At 68.7% G+C, this 25013-nt stretch carries 22 protein-coding genes and 3 pseudogenes; 13 read left to right on the top strand and 12 right to left on the bottom strand.

Annotation, left to right across the window (positions count from 1 at the left end; genetic code table 11):
* Positions 1–97 precede the first annotated feature (97 nt).
* The 4 genes from ABZ806_RS09785 to ABZ806_RS09770 all read right to left on the bottom strand — a co-directional run bounded on the left by ABZ806_RS09785 (position 98) and on the right by ABZ806_RS09770 (position 2395).
* Positions 98–718, bottom strand: coding sequence for a dihydrofolate reductase family protein (locus tag ABZ806_RS09785; protein WP_500216465.1), 621 nt, complete (start codon positions 716–718; stop codon positions 98–100).
* A complete protein-coding gene (locus ABZ806_RS09780) occupies positions 718–1221 on the bottom strand; it encodes an SRPBCC family protein (protein WP_500216464.1) in 504 nt (167 codons plus the stop codon). The genes ABZ806_RS09785 and ABZ806_RS09780 overlap by 1 nt, the downstream gene beginning before the upstream one ends.
* A 3-nt stretch (positions 1222–1224) precedes the next feature.
* Complete coding sequence (locus tag ABZ806_RS09775) at positions 1225–1572, bottom strand: ArsR/SmtB family transcription factor (protein WP_500216463.1); 348 nt, start codon at positions 1570–1572, stop codon at positions 1225–1227.
* A gap of 478 nt (positions 1573–2050) precedes the next feature.
* Positions 2051–2395 carry a hypothetical protein gene (locus ABZ806_RS09770; protein ID WP_500216462.1) on the bottom strand — a complete coding sequence of 115 codons (345 nt, stop codon included), beginning with the start codon at positions 2393–2395 and terminating at the stop codon, positions 2051–2053.
* Positions 2396–2435: 40 nt separating this feature from the next.
* On the opposite strand from ABZ806_RS09770, the gene ABZ806_RS09765 reads away from it, so the two are divergent.
* Positions 2436–2633, top strand: coding sequence for a hypothetical protein (locus ABZ806_RS09765; protein ID WP_500216503.1), 198 nt, complete (start codon positions 2436–2438; stop codon positions 2631–2633).
* 725 nt (positions 2634–3358) lie between these two features.
* Here ABZ806_RS09765 and ABZ806_RS09760 read toward each other — a convergent pair.
* Together ABZ806_RS09760 and ABZ806_RS09755 are read right to left on the bottom strand one after the other, a co-directional pair.
* On the bottom strand, positions 3359–3538 hold the full coding sequence (locus tag ABZ806_RS09760) for a DUF1737 domain-containing protein (protein WP_500216461.1): 180 nt from the start codon (positions 3536–3538) through the stop codon (positions 3359–3361).
* Between the two features lie 241 nt (positions 3539–3779).
* On the bottom strand, positions 3780–4742 hold the full coding sequence (locus ABZ806_RS09755; RefSeq protein WP_500216460.1) for a hypothetical protein: 963 nt from the start codon (positions 4740–4742) through the stop codon (positions 3780–3782).
* 323 nt (positions 4743–5065) lie between these two features.
* On the opposite strand from ABZ806_RS09755, the gene ABZ806_RS09750 reads away from it, so the two are divergent.
* The 3 genes and pseudogenes from ABZ806_RS09750 to ABZ806_RS09740 form a co-directional block, all read left to right on the top strand.
* Complete coding sequence (locus tag ABZ806_RS09750) at positions 5066–5716, top strand: hypothetical protein (RefSeq protein ID WP_500216459.1); 651 nt, start codon at positions 5066–5068, stop codon at positions 5714–5716.
* Positions 5717–6212: 496 nt separating this feature from the next.
* Positions 6213–7031 carry an LLM class flavin-dependent oxidoreductase gene (locus tag ABZ806_RS09745; RefSeq protein WP_500216502.1) on the top strand — a complete coding sequence of 273 codons (819 nt, stop codon included), beginning with the start codon at positions 6213–6215 and terminating at the stop codon, positions 7029–7031.
* Between the two features lie 238 nt (positions 7032–7269).
* Positions 7270–7521, top strand: a pseudogene (locus ABZ806_RS09740) (IS110 family transposase); the annotation flags it as partial.
* Here ABZ806_RS09740 and ABZ806_RS09735 read toward each other — a convergent pair.
* Positions 7519–7908: pseudogene (locus ABZ806_RS09735) on the bottom strand (transposase); the annotation flags it as partial. The pseudogenes ABZ806_RS09740 and ABZ806_RS09735 overlap by 3 nt on opposite strands.
* A gap of 330 nt (positions 7909–8238) precedes the next feature.
* On the opposite strand from ABZ806_RS09735, the gene ABZ806_RS09730 reads away from it, so the two are divergent.
* The 5 genes from ABZ806_RS09730 to ABZ806_RS09710 all read left to right on the top strand — a co-directional run bounded on the left by ABZ806_RS09730 (position 8239) and on the right by ABZ806_RS09710 (position 17868).
* The gene (locus tag ABZ806_RS09730) at positions 8239–9771 is read left to right on the top strand and encodes a DUF3375 domain-containing protein (RefSeq protein WP_500216458.1); all 1533 of its coding nucleotides are present in this window, start codon (positions 8239–8241) and stop codon (positions 9769–9771) included.
* Positions 9764–10435 carry a DUF4194 domain-containing protein gene (locus ABZ806_RS09725; protein ID WP_500216457.1) on the top strand — a complete coding sequence of 224 codons (672 nt, stop codon included), beginning with the start codon at positions 9764–9766 and terminating at the stop codon, positions 10433–10435. Before ABZ806_RS09730 ends, ABZ806_RS09725 begins: the two co-directional genes overlap by 8 nt.
* On the top strand, positions 10432–13776 hold the full coding sequence (locus tag ABZ806_RS09720) for an ATP-binding protein (protein ID WP_500216456.1): 3345 nt from the start codon (positions 10432–10434) through the stop codon (positions 13774–13776). Before ABZ806_RS09725 ends, ABZ806_RS09720 begins: the two co-directional genes overlap by 4 nt.
* Positions 13773–14987 carry a Wadjet anti-phage system protein JetD domain-containing protein gene (locus ABZ806_RS09715; protein ID WP_500216455.1) on the top strand — a complete coding sequence of 405 codons (1215 nt, stop codon included), beginning with the start codon at positions 13773–13775 and terminating at the stop codon, positions 14985–14987. The genes ABZ806_RS09720 and ABZ806_RS09715 overlap by 4 nt, the downstream gene beginning before the upstream one ends.
* A gap of 112 nt (positions 14988–15099) precedes the next feature.
* Positions 15100–17868 (top strand): helix-turn-helix transcriptional regulator, encoded by a 2769-nt coding sequence (locus ABZ806_RS09710; protein ID WP_500216454.1) that lies wholly within the window; start codon positions 15100–15102, stop codon positions 17866–17868.
* 30 nt (positions 17869–17898) lie between these two features.
* On the opposite strand, the gene ABZ806_RS09705 is transcribed toward ABZ806_RS09710, so the two are convergent.
* The 4 genes and pseudogenes from ABZ806_RS09705 to ABZ806_RS09690 all read right to left on the bottom strand — a co-directional run bounded on the left by ABZ806_RS09705 (position 17899) and on the right by ABZ806_RS09690 (position 21713).
* On the bottom strand, positions 17899–18834 hold the full coding sequence (locus ABZ806_RS09705) for a hypothetical protein (protein WP_500216453.1): 936 nt from the start codon (positions 18832–18834) through the stop codon (positions 17899–17901).
* 138 nt (positions 18835–18972) lie between these two features.
* A pseudogene (locus tag ABZ806_RS09700) lies at positions 18973–19624 on the bottom strand (IS3 family transposase); the annotation flags it as partial.
* 267 nt (positions 19625–19891) lie between these two features.
* Positions 19892–21262 carry a glucose-6-phosphate dehydrogenase gene (gene zwf, locus ABZ806_RS09695; protein WP_500216452.1) on the bottom strand — a complete coding sequence of 457 codons (1371 nt, stop codon included), beginning with the start codon at positions 21260–21262 and terminating at the stop codon, positions 19892–19894.
* A gap of 196 nt (positions 21263–21458) precedes the next feature.
* Positions 21459–21713 carry a hypothetical protein gene (locus ABZ806_RS09690; RefSeq protein ID WP_500216451.1) on the bottom strand — a complete coding sequence of 85 codons (255 nt, stop codon included), beginning with the start codon at positions 21711–21713 and terminating at the stop codon, positions 21459–21461.
* Between the two features lie 12 nt (positions 21714–21725).
* Here ABZ806_RS09690 and ABZ806_RS09685 point away from each other — a divergent pair, with 12 nt between their 5' ends.
* The 3 genes from ABZ806_RS09685 (at position 21726) to ABZ806_RS09675 (ending at position 22967) form a co-directional block, all read left to right on the top strand.
* The gene (locus ABZ806_RS09685; RefSeq protein WP_500216450.1) at positions 21726–21905 is read left to right on the top strand and encodes a hypothetical protein; all 180 of its coding nucleotides are present in this window, start codon (positions 21726–21728) and stop codon (positions 21903–21905) included.
* A gap of 508 nt (positions 21906–22413) precedes the next feature.
* Positions 22414–22713 carry a DUF6247 family protein gene (locus ABZ806_RS09680; protein ID WP_500216449.1) on the top strand — a complete coding sequence of 100 codons (300 nt, stop codon included), beginning with the start codon at positions 22414–22416 and terminating at the stop codon, positions 22711–22713.
* Positions 22710–22967 carry a hypothetical protein gene (locus ABZ806_RS09675; protein WP_500216448.1) on the top strand — a complete coding sequence of 86 codons (258 nt, stop codon included), beginning with the start codon at positions 22710–22712 and terminating at the stop codon, positions 22965–22967. The genes ABZ806_RS09680 and ABZ806_RS09675 overlap by 4 nt, the downstream gene beginning before the upstream one ends.
* A 236-nt stretch (positions 22968–23203) precedes the next feature.
* Here ABZ806_RS09675 and ABZ806_RS09670 read toward each other — a convergent pair whose 3' ends face one another.
* Positions 23204–23458 carry a hypothetical protein gene (locus tag ABZ806_RS09670; protein ID WP_500216447.1) on the bottom strand — a complete coding sequence of 85 codons (255 nt, stop codon included), beginning with the start codon at positions 23456–23458 and terminating at the stop codon, positions 23204–23206.
* 434 nt (positions 23459–23892) lie between these two features.
* Here ABZ806_RS09670 and ABZ806_RS09665 point away from each other — a divergent pair, with 434 nt between their 5' ends.
* Positions 23893–24789 carry a hypothetical protein gene (locus ABZ806_RS09665; protein ID WP_500216446.1) on the top strand — a complete coding sequence of 299 codons (897 nt, stop codon included), beginning with the start codon at positions 23893–23895 and terminating at the stop codon, positions 24787–24789.
* The last annotated feature ends 224 nt before the right edge of the window (positions 24790–25013 follow it).

Here is a 25013-nt window from a genome sequence, read left to right as displayed (position 1 = left end):
ACCACCCCTCAGCGCGCCGGCGCTGCTCTGGCCCGCGTTCCGAGCCCGCCGTCGTCTCCGTCCCGGACGGTGGTCCGTCCGACGCATGGCCGGGCGCCTACCGCTCCCGGACGGCATAGGTCAGGTGCGTCGTCTTCGGAGAGGGTTCCACGCGGACCGGCTCCAGGGCCACGCGACCAGCGTCCACGCCCTCGAACAGGCGGATCCCGGAGCCGAACAGCACGGGTGACAGCGCGATCGAGAACTCGTCGATCAGGCCGGCGTTCACATACTCCAGGATCGTCGCACCGCCGCCCGCGATGCGGACGTCCCGGTCGCCGGCGGCCTCGCGCGCCTGGTCGAGCGCCGTCTCGATGCCGTCGTCGACGAAGTGGAAGGTGGTTCCACCCGGCCGCTCCCAGGGATCGCGCTTCTCATGGGTCACGACGAAGACCGGGGTGTGGAACGGCGCCTCCTCCGGCCACATCCGCTCGCCGGCGTCGAACATGCGCTTGCCCATCACGCTCGCGCCGGTGCGCTCGAACGTCTCCCGCACGATGTCGTTGTCGCGCCCCTCCTCGCCGCCCCCGCCGAGCTTCAGGTTCTCCCGGAAGAACCGCTGCGGGAAGACCCACTGCTGCAGCTCCATCCACTGCCGCCCCATCAGCTCCTCGCTGGACTCGGGCGCGATGAACCCGTCCAGCGACATCGACACGCTGAAGAACACCTTTCCGGCCATCAGTCCTCGCCGCCCTTCGAAACGATCTCGGTGACATAGGCGGCCAGATTGGCCAGGGTCTGCCGGCCGCCCTCGATCGCGTGGTACTTCTCGACCGCCTCCTCGCGCAGCTCCTTGGTGGGGAACACCGTGCGCATCTCGATCCGGGTCGCCGCACCGTCGGGCGCGAACGTCAGGACCGACTCGAAGGCGTCCGGGTCGTCGCGGGACTCGCCGTGCAGCAGCGCGATCCGCTCCGGCGGAGTGATCTCGGTCCAGGAGATCCACTCCTGGTAGTCCGTCCCGTCCGGCCCGTGCATCACGAAGTCCCACACCCCGCCGACGCGGAACTCGAACGCCCGGGTGCTGGTGGTGAACCCCTCCGGCCCCCACCACTGCGAGAGGTGCCGGACCTCGGTGAACGCCTCGAACACCAGTTCTCGCGGGGCGTCGATGACCCGGGAGATCGCGACCTCGCGGTCGGCCGTCGCGGACTGCGGCTCTCCTCGTCCCATTGCGCTCATCGGCTACTCCTCTTCTTCCTGTCTCGCCTGCTTGAGGTCCTGTACGTACGCGTCCAGGCGGTCGAAGCTCTCGTTCCAGAACCGCTCGAACCCGCCGGCCCACTCGTGGACCGGCCGCAGCCCGCGGGCGTCGAGGCCGTACAGCCGCTGTTTGCCCATCCTGCGGTCCCGCACGAGCCCGACCTCCCGGAGCACCCGCAGGTGCTTGGACGCCCCCGGCTGGGTCATCCCCAGCTCCCGGGCCAACTCGGTCACCGACCGCTCACCCGCCCGCAGCAGCGTCAGGATCTCCCGGCGCTGCGGCTCGGCGATCGCGTTGAAGACGTCCGAGGTCGTCGCTGCTCGTGCCACAGGGCAATCATATGCCCATATCGGCATGCGTCAACCGGGTGCGGCCGCCGACCAGCGGCTCCGAGCCACGCTTCCGCAGCAGCGCCGGCAGCGAAGGCATGCTCGCATTGCTGGACAAAGCGCGGCGTGGCCTGAAAGCTCGCCAGGGACGGGACGTCGGTACGCAGGGGTTGCTCTATGCGGGCGAAGTGGGGATGGCTGGTCGGGCTCCTTGTCGGCGCGGCTTCGGGGGCCACGTGGGGATACCTCGGAAACGGCTATGAGTCTGGTGACAGCGCGATCGGCACCGGGCTTATGGGTGCCGTCGTGGGAACCGCGGTGGGAGCAGTGAGTGACGTGGTGCGCTACGCCAAGAGCCGCAGCGACTCTGATCGCTGAGCGGGCGGGCAGATCGGTGGCTCGCCCCAGCGACCGCCGACCGGGCACGTGAGCGCCGACCGGGCGCGCTCAATTCGCCATTTTAACTACTGGCCAGTAGTTACTGCCAGAGGTAGTCATAGCGGGAAGGTGCCTCGCCGACCTGAACTTCCCCGTCTCTGATCTGCCATTCGGTCTGGCGCCCCTCCTCGTGGAAGACGAGGAAGAGTCCGCGTACACGGTCGTTGTCCTCGTCGCTGGCGGGGAGGGCGGCGATCTCTCGGACCTGGTCGAGGACATCATCGGAGTACTGGGAGCGAACGGCTCGGGCATAACACACTGCGTCGAGCCAGCCGCCTTCTGGAAACGTCCACCCCGAAGAACCCCGACGGCGGATGATGCGCTCGGCTTCGGCTTTCTGCCCGCAGAACTCCAGCCAGCCCCGTATGTAGACCCAAGTGCTCATGCGCTCATGATGTCGCGCGGCGGCGCGAACGGCGGCCGAGATCGCCGCCCGCGCCGAGGTCAACGAGCGCACATCCTTCCGGTACTTCCCGGATAAGCGCGAGGTGCTCTCCGACGGCGATACCGACCTGCGCACGGCGCCGACGCAGACGGTGGCCGAAGCGCCCGAGGCACTGGAGCATCGCGGTCACCCCGGCACTCCACGAACGAGAGCCGTCCGATCACGCCACGCTTACTGACACCGCGACCGAGGCTCCGTACACGGCCCGAGACGGTCGCCGAGCCCACGAGCCAGCTCGCGCCCGGCGGAGGCAACCGCCAGCCCGCGTTCGGAGCGTCGCGGCGGAGAGGCCGCCCCAGAGGGCGGCCGAGCCGTGGGATGCGAGAGCAGTGATGACCGCCGGGGAGGCGGCAAGGCCGAAGCCCGTGGAGAATTGGAAGCGGCGTCCCAGGACATGGGCCGCCGGGGCGTCCCAGCCGGATGAGCGCACACGTGGACCGACCACGCCAAGGCCGCCGCGGCGAGGAGCGTACCGGCGCCCAGGCCGGCGTTGCGCAGGGCGCGGCCCCGCGAGGGCGGTGTCGCCTTCCCGCCCGTGGACGACCGTGGCCACGAGAGCCGCATGGGCGGCCGGCCAGGCATGGTTGCCGACGCCGAGGAAGAGCGCCGCCGCAGCAGAGAGGGCCGCAGCAGGCCGGTGCCGAGCGCGTCCACGCCCAGGGCGACGGCATAGCGGGGGCCTCCGAAGGCACGGACGAGGTCGCGCGGCTAAATCTTGGTGGAGGTGCGGCACGCTCTAAGAGGCCTGCGCGGAACGGCCTGGCCGCACAAATACTCCTCGTTCCGGAGTGCTCGTTCGTGCGAACGGCGAGAAGGTGTGACAGACAGAATTAGGCGAACGACCCGCGGGGGCCAAAGGGCGGCGCAGCGCCTTGGGCCCGAGCTTGTTCTACCGAGGTGGTCTCAGGTCTCGCTGCGGACGAGGGCTTGGGCGACGATGACCCGGTCACCGTTGAACGTGAGGGACGGGGAGCCGTGCAACTCGTACCCGAGGTCGAGCGCTTCGCTGACCCGCCAGCAGAAGGAAGCGTCGTCGGGACCAGTGAGAACGCGGTACCGGGGGAGTTGCTGATCGTCAGCCATGCGGCGATCCTACGGTGGCCTGTACGCCGACGCCGCGACCAGGTGACGCCGGGATCTTGGCCCTGCACCACCAGATCACGGTCCTGGAGCGCCAACTGGGCGAGAAGAAGGTGCGGTTCACCGCACCGCACCGGGTGCCCCTGGCGATGTTCCTCCACCGATGGTCGCCCGAGACGCTGCGCCGGATCAGGTTCCTGGAGACGGTCACCCTGACCGGGGGTGCTCCTCGCGGGCGGAGCCGTTATGGCTGTGACCAGCGGATCGGGTGGCCGGACGGGTCGGTGGTGAGCCAAGAGCCGTCCCCCAGCAACCGGAGGTCGTAGGGATGCTCGTTGCGGCCGTCGAACCGCGCCCCGACCCGGCCAGAGCGCAGGCCGACACGGTAGCTGCGCGACCAATCCGGATCGTCCTCGGTTTCGGCCGCCAGCACGACGACCGCGGAGTCGGGCGTCAAGAATCCGCCGGCCCATTCGATGTAGAACTCGGGAGCCTCGTCGGTCACGTCCTCAACGGGCGGGAACGCCTCGACAGGCAACTTCAGGAGCACCTCGCCGCTCGGGTAGGCGTGGACGGCGGCGTCGGCCTGGCCGTGGTCGACCGTCAGGAAAAGGCTCCCATCAGGCGCAAGGTCGATGAGACACCGATCGTCCCACGGGTAGCGGTCGAGGGAGATCCCGTCAGCGGTCAGCATCGTGCGGTAAATGACCGTGCCGTCCTGGCCCTCGCCGACATCCAGCAAGATGTGACCGTCCGACGGGTGCGTCAGGTGTTGCCCACCGTGCCCGACCGTTTCCAGGTCCGCATGGCCGAGCACCCGTCCGGTCGCGGCGTCCAGAGCGACCCACTGATCAGGAAGGTCACGGCCGGCCATCGCGTCGGGCCGGTACACCCACACCGCCTTCTCGTCCGTCGACAGCGCACACCCGGGCCGATGCCCGTACACCTGATCCGACGGCGGCTCGAATGCCGACCGCCAAATTTCACCACCGACATCGGTGACGCAGACGGCTGCATTCAACGTCGTGTAGACGGCCCTCTTCCCATCAGCGAACACAGCGTGCTCGACAACATCGTCACCGGATGACGGCTGGAACACCGCGACAGGAGACAGCAGGCCCCAAGACTCGGGCGTTAGGGCGTAGGCGCAGATCTGGCCATCAACGAGCCTGGCGATGATCTCCGACGGGGGTGGGGGCTGAACCATATCGGGAGGTTAGCGCCTCGAAGATCCTTCAAGAGGCGATCGTTAATGAAGAGATCTCGAGTACCGCCCCCGTGAGCCCGTCGCCGAGTCAGCAGCCCTCGCTCAAAGGAAACACCCGACCAAGGCAGGCTGGATCCCCGACGGCGGAAGATCCTCAAGGACTGCGCGGCAGCAATCACCGCCGCCGTTCTCCCCTTGGTGGCTGAAAGTGACGTGCCGTGCGTCGCCCACCTGATCCAGATCACCGAGCTGGCCACCGACCAGACCTGAGCCCGCATCACGCTCCCGGTTCTCGTTCCTCCTGCTGTCTAGGGGAGACTGCGATGATGTCGCATTCCCAGGGTCTTCGTCTGGCTGTGGAGATCCGCGACTACCTCGTTGATCAGCTCAACCTGACGCTGCGCAGACCCGGTATGTACGGCGGTGAGACGGCCATCCGCCTCGTCCTCGACCATCTCGAGTACGCAGAGCGCAGGGACGGGGCTGGGCTTCCCCGCTTGCTCGAAGAGCGTGGAGCCTGGACGTCCCGGGGAGTGACCGGTGCTTTCGCACTTGTGATCCTCGGCCACTATGAATCAGGCGTCGCATCGGTCTACGCCGAGTACGCCCGAGCGCAGGGCTGGCTCAAGATCGACCGGGTGCTCACCGCAGCGGAGTACTCCTCCATCGCAACCGAACACCGCCGATGGACGGCGCAGGATCGAAGTCTGTCCGATGTCCTTGATGCCTTCGGGCCGCCCTCGATCCGCTTCGGCGGAACCAACCCGCTCTACGGCAGAACCTTGAGTTACACGAGTGGGTCGCCTACCGACCCGATGATCTCCTTTCACCTCTGGAACGGCACCGAACCCGACGCCGAGTCCAGCTGGCCACCCCTCTACAGGGAACCCGTCCTGCTCGCCGTCCGCTCCAGCAGCCAGACCTTCGAAACGAGTCTCGCCTTCACCCCCGAGGGCATACGCCGCCGCCCTTAGATGCCCTGAAAGCCGTCATCAGTGGGCGCCGTCGAACCGACTGGTGGCGGCGATGGAGATAACGGCTGCGGGTGGCGGGGCGGTGACCGGCGCCCACGCCGCACGCTCCGGGCGGCCTGGCGCGGGGCCGCGCCGTGGCCTGAGCGCTGCCGCCCCTTGACGGACAGCCGGCGGCATCCTCGGCCTTTCGGCGTGAGCGGGCGGTGTTCAAGCTTGCGCTCGGCTAGGCGGTCGAACTGGGGGACCGGCGGCCCAGACGCCCCCGCCGGGCCTCGTTACCTGCGGGGACGACGGGTCTTCCGGTCGGTGCTTATCTGGAACGGAAAACGCCGTTGGCCTGCTCGCCGAGCGCGGCACCGTGTGTGTGCCGGCGGGGCCACCCCCGCCCGACGATCTCGCCCTGGTTCGGGAGCGGGGACCCAGGACCAGCCGTTGGCGCTGAGAACGATCGGCGGTCAGATGTTGAGGACTGCCTTTCCGGTGATGCGGCGGGTTCATCGACCACCTCGCCCCCCCCGGCGGCCGTGAACTCGATCTGCTGGAGGGCTGGACGGTCGCCACGGCACTGGCCATACGCACCGAGCGGCTGCACATCGGCCATCTCGTCCTGTGCGCGGAGTTCCGCCATCCGGCAATGCTGGCCAAGATGGCGGCGAGCCTCGACGTCCTGTCTGGCGGACGCCTGGAGCTCGGCCTCGGCTGGGGGGCGGTGGCCGGGGAACTCACCGACTACGGGTTCCCCGACCCCGGCCCCGCCCCGTCGCCGGAAGCGTGCCGATGCACGTCGGCGGGTCCGGGCCCCGGCTCACCATGCCCATCGTCGCCGGCCGGGCCGACTGGTGGAACTGCCCGTCGAGCGCCGCGGACCGGCTCGCCGGACTCCGCCCGTCGGCGGGCGCGGCCCGGATCTCGGTTCAGCACCCGGTGGGCCTCGCGGCCAGTTCGGCGGTTCGGGACGAGGTCGCCGAGACCGTCCGCCGCCGCTTCGTCCATCCTGGCCGTGGGGGCCGACACGCTGACCGGCCTCATGGCCACGCGGGTCACCGCCCCGCGCGTGCCGGTGACCTTGCGATCTCCAGCTGTATCGCCCCCCGCGCGCGGGACAGTCAGCGGAGCCGCCGAGGTGGTCAAGGCCGGCCGCCCGGTCTTCGCGGCAGGCGTGCGGTTCACTGAGGTCGGCGGCGCGCCGCCGGCGACTGCGCGCGCCTCGTTCATGGTCGCCCCGGACTCCGCGTCACGCTGCCCGCCTCTTTCGACGGCGAACCCCCGCCGCGCCGGCGAACGCGGCCGAACTGTAGGCCTAATGAGCAGGTAGGCCCGGCCTTGCCGGTCGACGGCGGAGACCTTGTGAGTAGCCGGCGTCAGGAGCGCTGCGACAAGACCGGTCGATCCGTTCCGACCTTGGTGGGGCCGGGAGCCCTTGAGCAAGTAGGAGGGCCCGTGAGGGTCTGAGGTCACGAACCGCTGGTGGGATGGTGGACCGCGAGTCCTGTCATTAGGGTGCGGCGTGTCCTCGGCCGGCCGACACGACTCGATGACCGGGAGGGATGCCTATGACGATGTTCTGTGGGATTGACTGGTCCGAGCGGCACCACGATGTGGCGATCGTGGACGCCGACGGCGCCCTGGTGGCCCGGCAGCGCATCGGCGATGACGCGGCCGGTCTGGGGCGGCTGCTGGACATGCTCGCCCTGGCCGGAGACGGTCCGGACACCCCGATCCCGGTGGCGATCGAGATCTCGCGAGGGTTGCTGGTGGCATGCTTGCGCGCAACCGGGCGGCCGATGTTCGTCATCAACCCGCTTGTCGGCGATCACCCGATCGGGCCGGCACCGAGGACGCCCCCGAACCAGGCCGCGGCACAGTGATCGCCGCCAGGACCTGCCCGAAGGCGGTGCAGTCGTTGACATTGCCGGGCGTGAGCACGATCGACAGCGGCAGGCCGCGTCCGTCGACCGCCAGATGGACCTTGGTGGTCAAGCCGCCCCGTCGGCGGCCCACCGCCGGTACCGCTCGTACACGGTCTTCCAGTTGCCGTACCGCTCCGGCAGGTCCCGCCACGGAGCGCCGGTGGCCGGCTTCCACAAGATCCCGTTCAGCACCGTGCGGTGATCGGCCCACCGGAGCACGGCCGTCCTTCCCCTGGCCGTCCTTCCCCTGCCCGAGGACGGGCGCAAACATCGAGCAGACAGAGCGACGGAGCGGGGCGAATCGGGCGGCGGGCAAACCGAGGCGATCTCGCGTTTACCCTGGTCAGAGGTGGTGCGTCGCGTGGGACTCGAACCCACGACCTACGGATTAAGGCATCGAGCCCGATTCTCGTGCCGCACGGTGCCACCGTGTGCCGATCCGGTTCGGAACCGCGCAGCCGCCAACGAGCCGACACGGACGGTTGGCAGTCTTGTGGCTTGCTTGTCGGCGACCCTTCCTGACCAGCATCGATGGAGTCTTCGGCAAGCGCAGGGCCCTGGCCTCCGTTTCCGGATACGTGCGTCGCGTCATAGGCCGTACTCTGGTCGGCGATGGGAACACGAGGTGTGGAAGGCGCATATCAAGGTGCGGTTCGGGCGTTCCAGAACCCGATGCTCGATCTGCTCCACCGGACTTATGCGCCGTTCGTGGTGACGGTGCTGGCGATGATGTTCACGCCGGAGCGGCCGGTGGTCGCGGTGCCTGATGCGCATGCGGAGATCGCCGACGCCCTCGGCCAGTTGCGGGCCGCGGGCCACGGCGAGGAGGGCGTCCAGCCCTTGCCGGCGGGGAACGCCCGTGACCTGTGCAGGCAGTGGGTGCAGGCGGGCTGGCTGGTGCGGCAGGTCTCCGACGACGTCGAGGTGTACCGGCTGTCCGCGCACGGTGTCGGCGCGCTGGAGGTGGCCGGCCGGGTCGGCGGGGCGCGGACCCGGGTGTCGGAGTCCCGCGTCCGGACGCTGCTGGAGGCGGTCGAGCGGCTCGCGCAGGACGCCGACCCGGATGTGATGGCCCGGATGGCGCGGCTCCAGACGGAGATCGAGCAGCGCCGCCGGGAACTGCACCGGCTCGAACGGGGCGGCGCCGTCGACACCGTCGGCGACGACCAGCTGCTGGAGGCGGCCGAGAACGTCCTGCATCTGGCCCGGGAGCTGCCCGCCGACTTCGCCCGCGTCGCCGAGTCGATCAAGGCCATGCAGCGGGACGTGGTCGCCGACCTGCGGCAGGACGTGCGGCCGACCGGCGAGGTGCTGCGCGAGTACCTGGAGCGCGGCCGGCAGATCATGGACACGACGCCGGAGGGCCGCGCGTTCGCCGGGGCGCTGCGCCTGATCGGCGACCCGGCCCAGATCGACGACCTGTGGAACCTGCTGCGCACCGTGCTGCGGCACGGGTTCACCGACCTGATGCCGGAGCCGCAGCGGCAGGAACTCGCCGAGATCGCCCGCCGGATCGAGCAGGGCGTCAAGGAGGTGCTGGCCGCGCAGCGGCAGGCGTCGCACGTCATCACCACCCAGGTGCGCAACCACGACCCGATGCGCGACCGCCAGGTGGACGAGCTGCTGCGGGACGTGATGTCGGGGTTCCACACCTGGGTGCCGAGGTCGCGCCGCGGCACGGTCGTCGACCCGCTGCGCCGCCTGCCGGTGGCCGACGTGCGGCAGCTGCGGCAGACCCTCAGCGACCCGCGTCCGCCCCAGCCGCCCACGCCGCTGCGGGAATGGGACGAGGTCGAGGACGTCCCGGACGCCGACACCCGGGCCTGGGGCGGCCCCCAGTACGCCGAGTTGCGCGCGCATCTGGCGGAGTTCGCGGGGGACGCGGACGGCGTCGACGTCGCGGCCGCGTTCGGCGCGGCGGCCGAGCGCATGCGGCGGCCGGTGGACCTGCTCGGCCTGCTGGAGATCGCGCACGACTTCGGAATGACCGAAACCGCCGAGGTCGCGGTGGTCGACGCGGTCCGGCCGGACCAGACGCGGCGCCGCCTGGCGTTCGGCGGCGTGCTGGCGGCGAACCCGGCGGCGTCCAGTACCGCGGACGGGGCCGGCGCCGCCGGCGAGGGGCCGGGGAACGACGGTGAGTGAACCGGACGGCGCCGACGACGACTGGTCGGCCGGCGAGGCGGCCGGCTTCATCGACCCGGTGGCGATGGAGGACGACCCGTCCGAACTGTTCGCCGGCGACACGGGCACGCTGGACGTGGACGTGCGGCGGGTGCTGGTGCGGCTGCTGCGGCGCAGGTTCATGCTGGCCGACAAGAACTCGGCGCAGTGGCGCACGCTGCTGGAGAACCAGCAGCTCATCGAGTCGCGGCTGCACGACCTGTTCGTCCGGCTCGTGGTCGACCACGACCGGGGCATCGCCTACAAGCAGCAGGTGCGCTCGGCGGAGCTGGACGTCCCGATCCTGCTGAAGGACGACCCCTACACGCGGGCCGAGACCCTGGTGCTGGTCCATCTGCGGACCGTCTTCCAGCGGGAACGCGGCACCGGCGAGACGTCCGCGCGGGTCGACATCGAAGAGCTGGAGCAGACCGTGCTCACCTACTTCGACCCGGACGACCACAACCTCGCCCGCGGCCAGCGCGAGATCCGCAACGCGGTGGAGCGGCTGGCCAAGGACGGGCTGCTCGCGGAGGAGTCCGCGGGCCGGTACCGCATCACGCCGCTGGTCGAGGTCGTGCTGAGCACCGAGAAGCTCAGCGAACTCAGCCAGTGGCTACGGGAGCAGAACGAGGCCGCCCCATGAGCATGATCGACACGCTGTTCGGGCTGATCCCGGCGGCATCGCGCGGGCAGCAGTGGGTGGCGAGGGACCTGCAGCTGGTCAACTGGGGCGGCTACGACGGGTACCACCGCATCCGGTTCGCGCCGGGCGCGACCCTGTTCAGCGGCGGTTCCGGGTCGGGCAAGTCGACGCTGATGGACTCCTACATCGCGCTGCTGATGCCGCACACCACGCCGTTCAACGGGGCGTCCAACGGCGGGGTCGTCGGCCGGCCGCGCGGCAAGGACCAGCGCAACATCCTCTCCTACGCGCGCGGGAAGCTCGACGAGTCGCGGACGGACGGCGAGACGAGGATGCGGGTGCTGCGCGGGGACGGCCGCGACACCTGGACGGCCATCGCGATGACCTGGGCGGACCGGGGCGGTGCGGTGTTCACCGCGCTCCGGGCCTGGTACGTGCCGTCGTCCGCGCGGGCCCTCGACGACGTCATCGTGGTCCGCGCCGTCCGCGACGACGCCTTCGACCTGCGCGAGCTGGACGGCCCGGCGGGCAGCAGGTTCGCTCGCGACGCGCTCAACGCGACGGGCCTCACCTGCTTCGGCACCGACCGGGACTTCACCGCCCGGCTGCACACCTCGCTCGGCATCGGCGCCGCCGGGGACGGGCACAAGGCGGTCGGGCTGCTCGGGCGGATCCAGGCGGGCCAGCAGATCACGACCGTCGACGCGCTGTACAAGACGATGGTCCTGGAGGAGCCGTCCACCCTGGCCACGGCGGACGAGGTGGTGCAGCAGTTCGACGAGCTGTCCGGCACCCGGGAACGGATGATCACCGCCCGCCGGCAGGTGCGGGCGCTGGCCCCGATCCGCGAGCACCGGCGGGCCATCGACGGCGCGGTGGCGCGGCTGCGGGTGATCGAGGCCGTCGGATCGTTCACCGACCCGGCGTCCCCCGCGGCGCTGTGGCGGCACGAACGCCGGCTCGACCTGCTGCGCGCCGCCGAGCAGGACCTGACCGGGCGGCGCCGCCGGGCCGAGCAGCAGGTGGCGGACACGGCCGCCGCGATCGGTGTCGCGGAGTCCCGGCGGGACGCGCTGCTGGAGACCCTGCGCGCGTCCGGCGGCGACCGGCTGGACACCGCGCTCCGGGAGATCGGCAACGTGGAGCGCCGGCTGGCCGACGTCGAACGCGGACGTGCTCGGCTGGACCGCGCCCTGGACACCATCGGCACCACCGTGTCGACCGGCGAGGACTTCGCCGCGCTGGCCGACACGGCGCGCCGGGCACTGGCCGACTCGCAGGCCAGGAAGACCGCCCAGAACGAGTTCGCGAAGGCGGCGGGGGAGGCGGCGGCCGCCGAACGCGACCTGGCCGGGCTGCGCGCCGAGCGCGCGGCGGTCGAAGCCCGCCGCGGCAACATCCCCACCGACCTGCACACCGCCCGCGACCGGCTGGCCGACGCCGCCGGGCTCGCCCCGGACGACCTGCCGTTCGTCGGCGAACTGATCGAGGTGCGCACGGAGTTCGAAACCTGGCGGGAGGCGTTCAACCTGGCGCTCGGCGGGTTCGCCACCCGGATGCTGATCGACATCGGTCGGCTGAACGCGTTCCGCGAGGCGATCAACACGGTGCACCTTCCCCGGCGTATCCAGTTCGAAGGCGTCCCCACCGGCAGGCACGACGAGATCGGGCTGAACGACAAGACGCTCCCCGGCCGGCTCGACTACCGGCCGACGCCGTTCACCGCCTGGCTCAAGAGCGAACTCGTCCGCGGCTTCGACTTCGTCTGCGTCGAGACGCCCAAGCTGCTGATGCAGCACCCGAAGGCGCTCACGATCACCGGCCAGATGTCGCAGGGCAGGCGGGGCGCGCACGGCGGCCACGGCCGCGCCAACCTGCTGGGGTTCAGCAACACCAGGCTGCTCGCCGACCTCGACACCAGGATCGGCCACGCCGCGGAGCGCCGCGACGACGCCGCCGCGCGGGAGGCGGACGCGCAGCAGACCCTCAACTCGTTCGAGGAGCGGCGCACCGCCTACCAGGCCGTGACCGAACTGTCCTGGGAGCAGGTGGACGTCGCGTCGGTCGCCGCCGAACGGAAACGCTGGCAGGAGGTCATCACCGAGGTCCGCGAGGGCAACCCGGAGATCGACCGGCTGCAGCGGGAGGCGGACGACCTCAAGACGGAGGTCAAGGCCCTGACCGAGCGCGTCGGCGGGCAGAAGCAGGAGCTGGAGGGGCTCGAAAAGGAGTGGGAATCGATCGTCGACGAGGTGGACGGCGCCCAGCAGGCGCTCGACACCGCCGCGGCGGCCGGCACCGAGGTGAGCGCGGAGCACCGGGACTACCTCATGGGGCTGTTCGACGCCGCCCCCGACGGCACCGACCCGGCGTCCGCGCTGAAGGAGTTCGACGCCGCGCACCGCCGCGGCTTCGAACGGATGCGCGCCGACCGCACGTCCGCGGAGGAGGAGATCGGCCGGTCGCGCAAGACGCTGCGGGACACGTTCTCGACGTTCGTCGAACGCTGGCCGAACCCGAACCTCGGCACCGAACCGGAGGACTCCTACCGCGACTTCGAGCGGCTGCTCACCGATCTGGAGACCAGCGGCCTGCACGAACTGGAGAGCGAGTGGCGCGACAGCCTGCTCAAACTCTCCGGCAACGACCTGACCAGCCTGGACAGCGAGCTCGCCGCCGCCGTCCGGGAGATCCGCGACCGGATCGACCCGGTCAACCGGATCCTCGCCGAACTGCCGTTCGCCGACGACGGCCACCGGCTGCGCATCGACCCGCAGGAAAGCCACTCCGCGGTGCGCGCCCGGTTCCGCAAGGAACTGCGCGACGTGCGCGCCCTCATCGACAAGGCGGCCACGGACGCCGACCGGGAACGCGCCTTCCACCGCATGGCCAAGGTCATCGACCGCATCCGCCGCACCGCGCCCGATTTCGCGGACCTGGTCGACGTGCGCAACCACGTCCGGATCAGCGCGGAGAAATGCGACCTCGCCGGCCGGCACGTCGCGGTCTACGACCACATCGGGGAGAAGTCCGGCGGCGAGTCCCAGGAGCTGGTCGCGTTCATCGTCGGCGCCGCGCTGCGCTACCAGCTGGGCGACGCGGGCGCCGAACGCCCCCGCTACGCCCCCGTCTTCCTCGACGAGGCGCTGATCAAGGCGGACGCGCACTTCACCGGCCGCGCCATCGGCGCGTGGCGCGGGCTCGGCTTCCAGCTCGTCATCAGCGCCCCCAACGACAAGCACAGCGCGATCGAACCCCACGTGGACGCCGAATACCTGACCCTCAAGAACACCGAGGGCCGGTCATGGGCGAAACCCATCGTGGCGGTTCCCGACGCATGACCGCCCGACTGGTCACCCCGTCCGATGCGGTCGAGTCGCTGCGCCGCAAGGTCCACCAGAAGTGGGCGGCGGCCGTGTGCGCGGCAGAACCGGTCACGTTCTCCGTCCCGCTCCGCCCCGGCGTGTCGACCGGTAGCGCGGTGGCGCGGATCGGGTACGACGCCTGGCACGAGTGGCGCATGCGCTGGCGCGAGTTCGCCGACCGGCACCCCGCGAGCAATCTGATCGTCCGCAGGCCGCTGCCCGTCCAAGGCGTGACGGACGACCACCCGGCCACACTCGTCGCCGACCTGGACGCCGCCGTAGCCCTGCTTTCCGAGTCCGGCCCGCCACCCGTGGACGTAGACCGCGCCCGCACGCTCGCGTCGTCGCTGCGATCCACCGGCGCGATCCTCACCCCGGCCACCCTCCAGACCGTCTACCGGCTCGGAGCCGACGACGCCGAGGTACTGCTCAGCGCGCTGATCTGGCTGCGCCAGAACCCCGACGCGGGCGCATGGACCGCACGCCAGCTCCCCGTCCCCGGCATGCACACCAAGTGGCTCGACACCCACGGCGCACTGCTGCGCGACGTCGCCGGACGCGACGTCCGAGACGAGGTCCGGCCCCGGCCGGCCGTGCTGCACCTGACCTACGTCGATCCGGGCCACCTCGCGTCGGGACGCCGCAGGCACGACGCATGGACCACGGGCGACACGCACGACATCGCCTACCGGCCCCGGATCGTCCTCGTCGTCGAGAACCGCGACTCCAGACTCTGGTTCCCGCCTGTGCCGGGCACCATCGTGGTCGAGGGCGGCGGCAAGGCGGCCGCGGCCCTCCTCGCGAACGTCCCCTGGATCCGCGCTGCGGACCACATCGTCTATTGGGGAGACATCGACGCGGACGGATACGCGATCCTCGACCGGTTACGCGCCGCGCTGGCTGAGCCCGCCCCGGACGGCGCCCCACCGAAACCGGTTACCTCGATACTGATGGGCGCCGCCGACCTGCACCAGTACGCCCCGCACGGTGTGAACCATGACAGGTCCGGTCGCCTCCTCAAGCCGTCCCCGGCGATTCTGCGCCACCTTACCGAAGCCGAGGCGATCGCCTACGACACCATCGCAACCGCCGGCCCCACCCCGTTCCGGCGGATCGAGCAAGAAGCCATTCCCCTCGCCCACGCGGCAACCCGGTTGCCGGACGTCTCGGCGAGCTCTTATCCGTAACTGATGTGCGCGACGGCGAGAGGGTCTTCCACATCGGCCGCGTCCAGGTCGTGACTCCAGCCCTTCTCACGACCTGACGATGACGAGCGCGGTCGCGGCTAGAGTCGTGAGCGTGGATCGCGGGTTGCTGGTTGGGCGTGAGTCGCATCTGCGGGTGCTGACCGACGCGGTCAGTGATGCCTTGAACGGGCTGGCTCGCACGGTGACGGTGTACGGCGAGGCCGGCAGCGGCAAGACCGCGTTGCTGGATGCTGTCACAGCCGACGTGGTTGCTGCGGCCGAGGAGGCGGGTGCGATGCGGGTGATCCGGATTGCGGGCCACCTGGCCGAGCGCGATCTGCCGCTTGCCGGTGTGCATCACCTGCTGCGCGAGGTTGGGCTGGACGGCGTTCTCAGAACCGAGGGTGCCGATCCGTTGCGTGATGCGGTGGCGCTGCTGGACGCCTTGACCGCGCTGGCCGGCCGGCAGCCGCTCCTGCTGGTGATCGATGACGCGCAGTGGCTTGATCGTCCTAGCTACCGGGCGCTGGTGTTCGTCGCGCGACGTCTCGATGCGGATGCGCTATGTGTGCTGTTCGGGGTCCGCGCTCCGCAGGAGGACCGCCTGATGGTCGGCACCCGGCTGGAGGTCGGGCCCCTAGCGAAGAATGAGTCGATGGGGCTGCTGCGGCAGTCCTATCCGCAGATGAGCGCCAGGGTCGCGGCGAAGATCGCTGGGCACGCGCATGGTCTGCCGTTGGCGCTGTGTGAGATACCGGCCAGCCTCAACACCGCGCAGTTGGAGGGGAGCGAACCGCTTCCCGCGGATCTGCCGCTGGGTCGCTCCCTGGCTCACCTGTTCGACCAGCGGATCGCGGCCTTGCCTGACGCGACGCGGCTGTGTCTCCTGGCGGCATCGTTCGACAGTCTTTCGGCCGCCGGCTACCTGGCGTTGCTCAACGAGCTCGGGTGCGGCCTGGTCGATCTTGATGAGGCAGAACGAGCCGGGCTGGCGCGTCTTCGAGCCGGACGATGCGAGTTCCGCCATCCCCTGGTCGCGGCGGCCGTCCGTGCTGAGGCACGTGCACAGCAGTTGGTCGCGGTACACCGCGTGCTGGCGAACCAGTTCGCCGACGACCCTGTGCGGCTCGCCGCCCATCTGCGGCACGACCCCGACGTCGACTCCGGCACCCTGTTGTCTGCCCTGGAGAAGGGTGCCGGAGCCGCGGCCGATGCCCGAAGTCACGACGAGGCGGCCGAGCTGTGGGTGGCCGCGGCCGACCTGGTGACCGAGCCCGAGCACAGGCGCCGGCTGCTCAGACGGGCGGTCAGATGCCTGGCCCTGGCTGGTGCGGGACCGGAGGCACGTGTGCTGATAGAACAGCTTCTCGCCGACACCGACGACACCGCCAACGTGACCGGGGCCGCGCGGAAGACCGTGGCGGCCGAGCGCGCGGGCGTCCTGCACGATCTGACCTGGGTGTCGTTGTGGACCCAATCGGTTCCCCCTGACGATGACGAGATGATCGAGTCCGCGAGTCTGGCGTTGATCCAGGCCGATGATCATCGGTCGCAGGAGGCCGGGGCGCGACTGCTGGCCGCGCTGGCCACCGCGCTGCTGGGTGCGGGGGAGTATCGGCGAGCTCAGAAGGTGTGCCTGGCGCTGCGGACCCACGTCGCGGAACAGCTGAGGCTGGAACAGCGTCTGTTGTGCGATGTGATCGAGGTGATGGTCGGTGAACCGGGGGCCGGGTCGTTGCTCCGCGACGGCACCAGTTGGGTCGACGCCTATCCGTGGCAGCACATTGTGGATCCGTCCACATCGGCCGGATTCATCACTGTGGTGCTCGGATGGTTGGGGGAGTACGAGACCCTGGACCGCGTGATCGCCCACGTCCGAACAGCTACCGACGAGCACGGCCCGTCCGCGTCCGCGCTGTATATCGCCAGCTCCATGACCGCCAGCCGAGAGCGACACCACGGCCGCTGGGACCACGCCCTGCTGGGGTTCGCGACGCTGGAGCAGATCTTCATCGACACCGACTTCGCCGCCCCCTATCCCTTCATCGCTCTGCGTCACGCGCACCTGCTGGCCGCCCGCGGCGACGCCGAGGCCTGCCATCAGCTACGACAACGGGCACGGGACAAGGCACCGGTGTGGGCGCCGGTGCTGGCCCATCTCGACCATGCCGTGGCCGGGCTGCTTGCTCTGGCCGGCCGGGACTACACCGCCGCATTGTCCCACCTGGACCTCGCGGGGAAGATCGAACAAGACGTGGGCCTGGCCCCCTCGGGGTATCTGTCCCGTTTCGCCGACATGTTCGAGGCCGCCTGGCGCCTGGGCGAGGCAGATTCGTGGCTGCACGAACTCAATCAGTTCGAGGACGCCATGCACACGGTGCGACACGACACCATGCTGGGCCTCGCGGCGCGGTGTCGAGCGCTGATCGCCCCATCCGAAAACATGGACACCGCGTTCACTGAAGCCGTCGAACGGCTCGGCACCGAACCCGACGGATACGAGACAGCCCGAACCCAGCTACTTTGGGGGGAACGGCTGCGACGCGCCCGCCGTAAGGCCGACGCCCACCAGAAACTCACCCTCGCCCACGAGACGTTCACCCGCCTCGGCGCTACCGCCTGGGCTGGCCAATGCGCCTCGGAACTGGCCGCCTGCGGCATCCGCCGCACCACCGCCCCCGAACGAGCCGGCGGTCCCTTGTCCCAGCTCACCCCACGCGAGTACGAAGTCGCCCGCGAAGTCGCCACTGGACTCACCAACGCCGAAGCCGCACGCCGACTGTTCATCTCCGAACGAACCGTCGAGTTCCACCTCTACAACGTCTTCCGCAAACTAGGCATCGACAGCCGCGGCGCACTCACCACCACCATCAACACCTGAACACACATTCCGCCCGGGGCCAGCGCGCGGCTACTTGAGAACCTTCGCGATCAGCCCGGCCAGCGCGACGGCCTTCGAACCGTCGGCATCCATGTCGCCGGTCCGCACCGAAGCCAGCACCGCCGTACCGCCTGCCTCGGTGACCGCCGTGCGACCAGATGCCGCCCGCAGCGGACCGAGGGCCCCGTCGTAGACATCGATTGCGGCACCGCCGGCCTGGACGACGTCGATCGGCTTCTTGCCCTGCAACAGATCGGGGCGAAGCGCGTCGGCGGGGCCGACCACGATGCCGACCTCGTTTCGGTCCCGGTCATCCCACACGCACTCGACCACGCCCTTGCCCCAGCGGCGGTTCTCCCCGGCGGGTACAGCGTCGCCGAACACCGACCCGAGGTGGGACGGATCGAGCGCATCGCACACGTTCGCGACCGCCGGCGACTTGATGCCCAGGTCGACTCCGCATTTCTCTTGGACGAACGCGCCGACCGTCTCGGCCTGACCGGGTAGGAGGAGCACCATGCTGAACGCCTCCTCGTCGTTGAACTTCAGCGCCTGCTCGATCGCCTCCGGCCTGGTGGCATCGACACCATCCAGTGCTGTATTGGCCATCGAGAAGAACTTGCCCAGCGCTCGCCACGGCTGGACGATCGGCGCTGGCGGCTCGACCGTGGAGAACCGCTCCGCAGCCGTCGACAGCCGTTTCACGTAGCCTTGCGGGTCCGCTTTCCAACCAGCGGTCAAGTCCAACACCGACAAGTCGTCCTCGATACCGGCGACCGCCTTGCAGAACTCGCCGCCAGAGGCTTCGCCGGCGGCCGGTGAGGATGATCCGTTCGCCCCCGACCGATCACCCGCTCGTGATTCTTCATCGGTGCCGCAACCCGCCGACGGCAGCATCAGAACCGTCGCCGCGGTCAACGCGAGGAAGGGACGCTTCAGCGCACGCGCGCGCACAAGACCAGTCATGCCGCGAGCCTAGAAAGCCCCCGCCACGACGGCACCCGTGATCAGCACTGGAGTGAACTCCCTGCCAGTGGCGCGGCACACCCCGGTGGCCGTCACAGGGCCGGGCCCGGCGGGGTGTCCGGCCCGGTCGCGTCGTCACAGCGCCATGTCCAGTGCGTCCAGCACCAGGCGGGTCCGCTTGGTGGTCGAGGCGGCCCAGCCGACGATGGCGCGGGAGAAGATGTCGACTAAGAACGCGATGTAGACCACGCCGGTCCAGGCGTGCCCATCCGCGCGCACGGTGGTACGGATCTTGCGGCCGCGGCGGACGCCGGCCAGGCCGAGTTCGCGCATCAGGTGCTCAACCGTGCAGCGCGCCACCTGGTGCCCCTCGCGCTGCAACTGCCGCCAGACCTTCCGAGCGCAGACAGCACCCGGCAGATCGGCTCGACCCCGTACACCTTGCGGAATGCGTCGATGAACGCGATCAGTACCTGTGTGGCCGGTCGAGCTCGGCCGCGAAGAAACCCGCCGCCGCCTTCAGGATCTCGTTCGCCCGGCGCAACTCGGCGTTCTCGCGCTTGAGCCGCTTCAGCTCCGCTGATTCCCCGGTCGTGGTCCCCGGCCGGGCGCCGGCGTCGCCCTCGGCCCGACGCACCCAGGACCGCACCGTCTCGGTCGAGGTGACTCCCAGCTTGGCTGCGAGGGCCTTCATCGCCGACCACTCACTGGGATAGTCCGGGCGGACCTCGGCCACCATGCGGACCGCGCGCCTGCGCAGCTCAGGGGGATAGGGGGACGGACGTGCCATGACTCGATCCTCTCAGGGAAACGAGCCTCCACCCGACCCCGGGCGCTTCAATCCCGTCCGGTTCACAGTCTTCTGATCGTCTGGATCCGTGGCCGAGGTTCTTCGAGGCGCTGGATTGGGAGAACGGCAACATCTCGGGTGCTGCCTGGTTGGTCGGGGTGAACCGTGCCATGGCGTTTGACTGGGCGGGGGTGAGGGAGGCGGTCTCGCGGCTTTTCTGCATCGTCGTTGTCGCCACCCTCGGGCCCATGTCCAGGCCCGTGCGCGTCAGTCGAAGGTGGTGGAGATTTCGTGCCAGCCGCCGGGGACGAAGGTGGTGGCTTCGTCCGGCCCCCAGGTTCCTTTGGCGTAGGGGAGGGGCTGGGTGGGGAGGTCGAGGACGGGTTGGATGATGCGCCAGGATTCCTCGGCCAGGTCGAAGCGGACGAAGCGGCGGGGGTCGCCGGTCATCGCGTCGGTAAGGATGCGCTGGTAGGCCGCTTCCATCGGGCCCAGGACCTTGGTGAAGTCCACGCTGAGCGGGACTCGCCGGGTGCTGCCGCGCCCGGGGACCTTGGCGAGCAGGTCGAAGGTGACCCCCGCATCGGGCTGGATGCGGAAGCGGATCAGATTGGGCTCTGGGGCGCCGTCGAAGAAGCCGATGGGCGGGGTGCGGAGTTGGGCGACCACTTCCAGATCGGTGGTGCCCAGTGCCTTACCGGAGCGGATGTAGAACGGGACGTCGGCCCAGCGCCAGTTGTTGATGCGCAGGCACAGCGCAGCGTAGGTCTCGGTGGTCGAACCGTCACGGACGCCTTCGGTGGCGAGGTAGCCGTCGTACTGGCCGCGGACGATATCGCCGGGCGCGACGGCCTCGACGGCGCGCAGCACCCGCCACTTCTCGTCGATGAATGCGCGTGCGTCGGTCGACGGCGGCGTGTCCATGGCCAGGAGCGCGAGGATCTGCAGAAGGTGGTTCTGGACGACATCGCGGATCGTGCCGTTGGCGTCGTAGAACGAGCCACGGTCGGCGACGTCGAAGTCCTCGGCCATCGTGATCTGCACGTTGTCGACGTAGTGACGGTTCCAGATCGGCTCCAGGAGCATGTTCTCGAACCGGAACATCAGCAGGTCCTCGATCGGCTCCTTGCCGAGGAAGTGGTCGACGCGCCTCAGATGGTCCTCGTCGAAGAACTTCAGCAACTCGGCGTTCAACGCCCGCGCCGACTCCAGGTCGTTGCCGAACGGCTTTTCGACGACCATCCGGGCGTTCCTGTTCAGGTCGACCTTGGCCAGGCCCGCGGCGACCGTCGCGAACAGCGAAGGAGGAACCGCAAGATAGTGGGTGAGGAATCCCGCATCGCCCACCTCGCCGCGGATCGCATCGAAGGTGGCGCCGTCGGTGTAGTCGCCGGCGACGAGCCGGAGGTTCCCGGCGAACTTCTCGAACGCCGCGTCGTCCACCTTGTCGTGCTTGGCCTCGCAGGCCTCACGGGCCCGATTTCGCAGCCCGGCCAGGTCGAGGTCGGTCTTGGCGACCCCCACGATCGGCTGGTCCAGCACCCCGTCCGCCGTCAGCTGGTACAACGCCGGCAGCAGCATCTTGTACGCCAGATTCCCGGTGATCCCGAACAGGACCATCGCGTCGGCCCGCTCCATCGCCGGCCCCCTCTCCTCGGCTCACAGCTTGCCGCCTCGGCCATCCGAAGAACAAGCGTCCCGGGGGTCGCATAGCGCTCGGCCACGGTCAGACGCTATCGCCTCTGACCGCACCCGCCGAGGCGGACGATCACTTGACCGCCGATGCGGTCCATGAACGTGCCGCCGCCGCGGGTGCCATGGATCCGTCGACCGGCTACCGGACGCCGGCGCTGGACCTGGTCGGCACCGTGACGCCCTGTACACCCAGCGCGGCCATGCCCGCTTCCTGGTCACCGAGAAGAGCGCCCACTTCATCCTGGTCGTCAAGAAGAACCCGCCGTCGCTGTATCACCAGCTCAAACGGCTGCCATGGCGGCAGATCCCGGTCGGGCACACCGAAGACCACCACGGGCACGGCCGCACCGAACGCCGCTCGATCAAGGTCACGGCCGTCGGGCAGGGACTGCATGGCGACAACCTCGTGAGGCTGTCATCGATCACCATCGCCTCCGACACCTACACCAGCGTCCTGCCCGACCTGGCCCGCCAATCCGCCGAAGACGCCGCCGCCGTCATCCTCAACGCCCGCACCACGCCCGAGCTCGACGAGACGGCGTCGCCGGGCCGCCTCGTCCGGTTGCCGGAGACGTCGAGGCGATGACCTCCTCGGATTGACCACCGGATTCACCGCGCAGGTGTCCGCGCCCCGAGTTGTTCCCGGGCGCGGACACCTGCGCCGTGCACGGTCACCCAGCCAGCGGGTGAACGGCGGCAACGGTCTGGACAACGGCGCTCCAGCGATCGCCCGGTCGCCGTGGCCGGCGCGGCGGATGAGCAGACGATCCCGCGGTGGTGGCGACAGGTCCGCGACAGCCGAGCGAACATCGAGCGAACACGGGGACATATCGGGACAGGATTTTGGATCTTGGCAGTGGTAAGACTGCAGGTCAAACGGGGGCGCGCCCGGCAGGATTCGAACCCGCGACCGTCGGATTAGAAGTCCGAAGCTCTACGGCGGCTCCGCGCCCTGGCTCACCTGTGCGTACTCTCCGGCAACGTCGCCGGGCAAGCAAGATCATTCCGCGCATACTCCGGATCTTGCTCGTGAGGCACTTCCGCCCTGCGGGGAGTCTCCACGCCTGGCAGGGGCCACAGGTAGATTGGACACCATGACCGCCCAGCCCGAGGAACCGACCGCGCCGCGCGATCCCGGCGAGGATCCGGCCGCGATCTTCGACGCGCTCCCGCCGGTGCACCGTGACCACTTCCGGGCCGAGTATGACGAGGCGCTCGACGCGGCCCACGACCTGGCGCGGTTCAAGCAGGTCCAAACCCTGCTGCGCCGGTGGCGCCTGCGGGCCATCGCTTACGACCGTCCCGGATACGACGAGGCGGTACAGGACGCACTACAGGGCAGGGAAGATGCCTTCGTCCGCTACACCCCTCCGGGCTGGGAAGGCCGGGTGTGACGTACCGCTGGGATGGCTTCCACGGACGTGCGCTGTACGAGCTGAACGGGCTTCCCAACGAAGTCCGCGACGGCCCCCTTCTTGAGCGTCTCCTTGACCTCCTGGAAACGCCATGGGACGCGGTACCTGAACGGCCAGGCCAGGCAGCCATCCGACACGCCTTCTTCGGCGCGAACGGTGAGGGCATGCTCACGCTGCTGGTCGACGACGAGGCGGAGACGCTGCGCATCATCGACATCCTTTGGATGGGGTAGCGGCGTAGCCGCTGTTCTTCCCCCACCTTCCTCCCCCCGGCCCGACGAGACCTGTACCTAGCGGCGGACGGGTTCTGTCAAGGGTGGCGCAGCCATCACGTAGTGACGCCCGTAGGGCGCCCTTGACGGGTTCCGGCCGCCGCCATCATCAACACATCGGGTCGGGGGGAGCCCCGCACCCTTCCAGCTCAGCTTCCACTTCCCGCATCCGTGCCGCTCCGGCTTCTCCTCATCGCTCAACCGAGGATGAGCTTTCCGAGTGCGGCAAGGAAGGTCACGACACCGAGGACGGCGAAGATACTTGAGTGCACTCGGATTATGGCTCGCAAGTTCGTGCCGAACCTTGAGCGTTGCCCTTCTGCCAAGCGGTCGGCACAACCCTTGAGGTTTGTGGCGAACGGGATTCCGTAGGCCATGGCCAGCGTGCTCCACAGGAAGAGGAAGGGTAGTGAGGCGTGGTGGCTGGGGTGTTCGGCTGCGATGACGATCACCTTCGCATCCTGGCGTGCATTGCGGCGGCGCGGAACCCCGTGATGGCCGGTCGGGGCGGGCCGGCGGGGCGTGTCGCGATGCGCGGCCCGGCGCGGCCGTCCGGTGACCGGCGCCCACGCCGCATGCTCCGGGCGGCCTGGCGCGGGGCCGCGCAGCGGCCTGAGCGCCGCCGCCCCTTGATCCAAAACAGCCCAATTCGGCAGAGCCGCTGATCCGTTGCAAGATCGGTTGTGTCAAGGAAGGTCCTACAAGGTTCTGTCTATGAGGGACCTCGCGCAGAATGCTATGCGAACCGGGGCAATCCTCGCGAACAGGATATATCGCCTAGCGGGCTCATCGTGTCTCGATGTGGTCAACTGTGAAAGATGGGTGCAACTCCCGAAGTATCCTGTAATCTACCTGGCAAGGTCAGTCAAGCAAGGAGTTGATCATCATGGCCAGGGCCACTACCAGAAAGAAGCGCGTCAGCTTTTATGAAGTGCGCGATCGTGAGGGAATCCCATTCTCTAGTCCGTTCGATTGGGATCAGATTCTGGCGAGGCTGGCGAGAGAGTCGGCAGATGTGAGGCTTCACAGGGTTTTTGGCGCTGACCATTGGGGAAAAGCCTATCCCTTCCAGGACATGGATCATTTTATTTTGGCTAGATCTCGCGAGGAAGGAGTTCCATCGTACAATACGCAAACGGACGAGATTATTGACAATGAGACCGATTCGCAACAGCCGTGGGTTGAGATATCTGTAGCTTCATTTGTTCCGGGGACGAATAAATTCGGCTTCGTCCTTGGATCTCAAGCGTCGCCTCGACCGACTTCGATGGCACTTTGGCTGAATGAACATAAATTTGTGGACGAAGAATTGACTATTGGCCCTGTAGTCAACCAGAATATTCTTAATAGAATAGACGGAGCTGCGCAGGCAAGCCTCCTTCGGATGAAATTGAATCGCGATCAAATTGAAGCCGCACGCCAAAGTGGAGGACTGTTTTCGGCGGCACAGATAATAGGTGAAGAATTTGGTGATGTTGAGGTAGAGTTGCAAGTCAAAGTGTCAGGGCGGGTGACCAAATCTCATGATGATGAGAGGATTCAGATTCTTGATTCCGTTAGAGGGGTCGTCGGATCTGATGTGAAAGATGCAGTGGCCGAACTCATCAACTTCGATGAAAATGGCAAGTATGAACGAGATGAAATTAATCTTCTCGAAGATAGGCTTGCGAAAAATATGATGGTGCGCGTCACGGACGCACAAGGCAATCCGGTCAGAATACAATCCGCAGTGACTGCCATTTTTCGGGCGATCGATCACTTCGGGCAAGAGTTGCGCCACTAGCAGTTCTGTCGGTCCCCACCGCTAGACTTGCTTCGTCTCAAGGTCTACAGAGGCTGGAGGGGCTATGGCGGGTGCAGCTACTAGAAGCATGCGGCGGAGGATTCAGCGTCCTCGGTTGAGGGGTCTAGGCGACGCGTGGGCAAGTAAGACCTACCTGGATCTGCTTGCGGCTTTGCTGACTGTAGGAACTCACTCCGCGATAGCGCTAATCTGGCACCATGGCG

Origin of the sequence: Spirillospora sp. NPDC047418, assembly GCF_040643275.1 — a bacterium.
In the GTDB taxonomy this organism is placed as follows: Bacteria; Actinomycetota; Actinomycetes; order Streptosporangiales; family Streptosporangiaceae; genus Spirillospora.
This window is presented reverse-complemented; position numbering and strand designations above follow the sequence as displayed.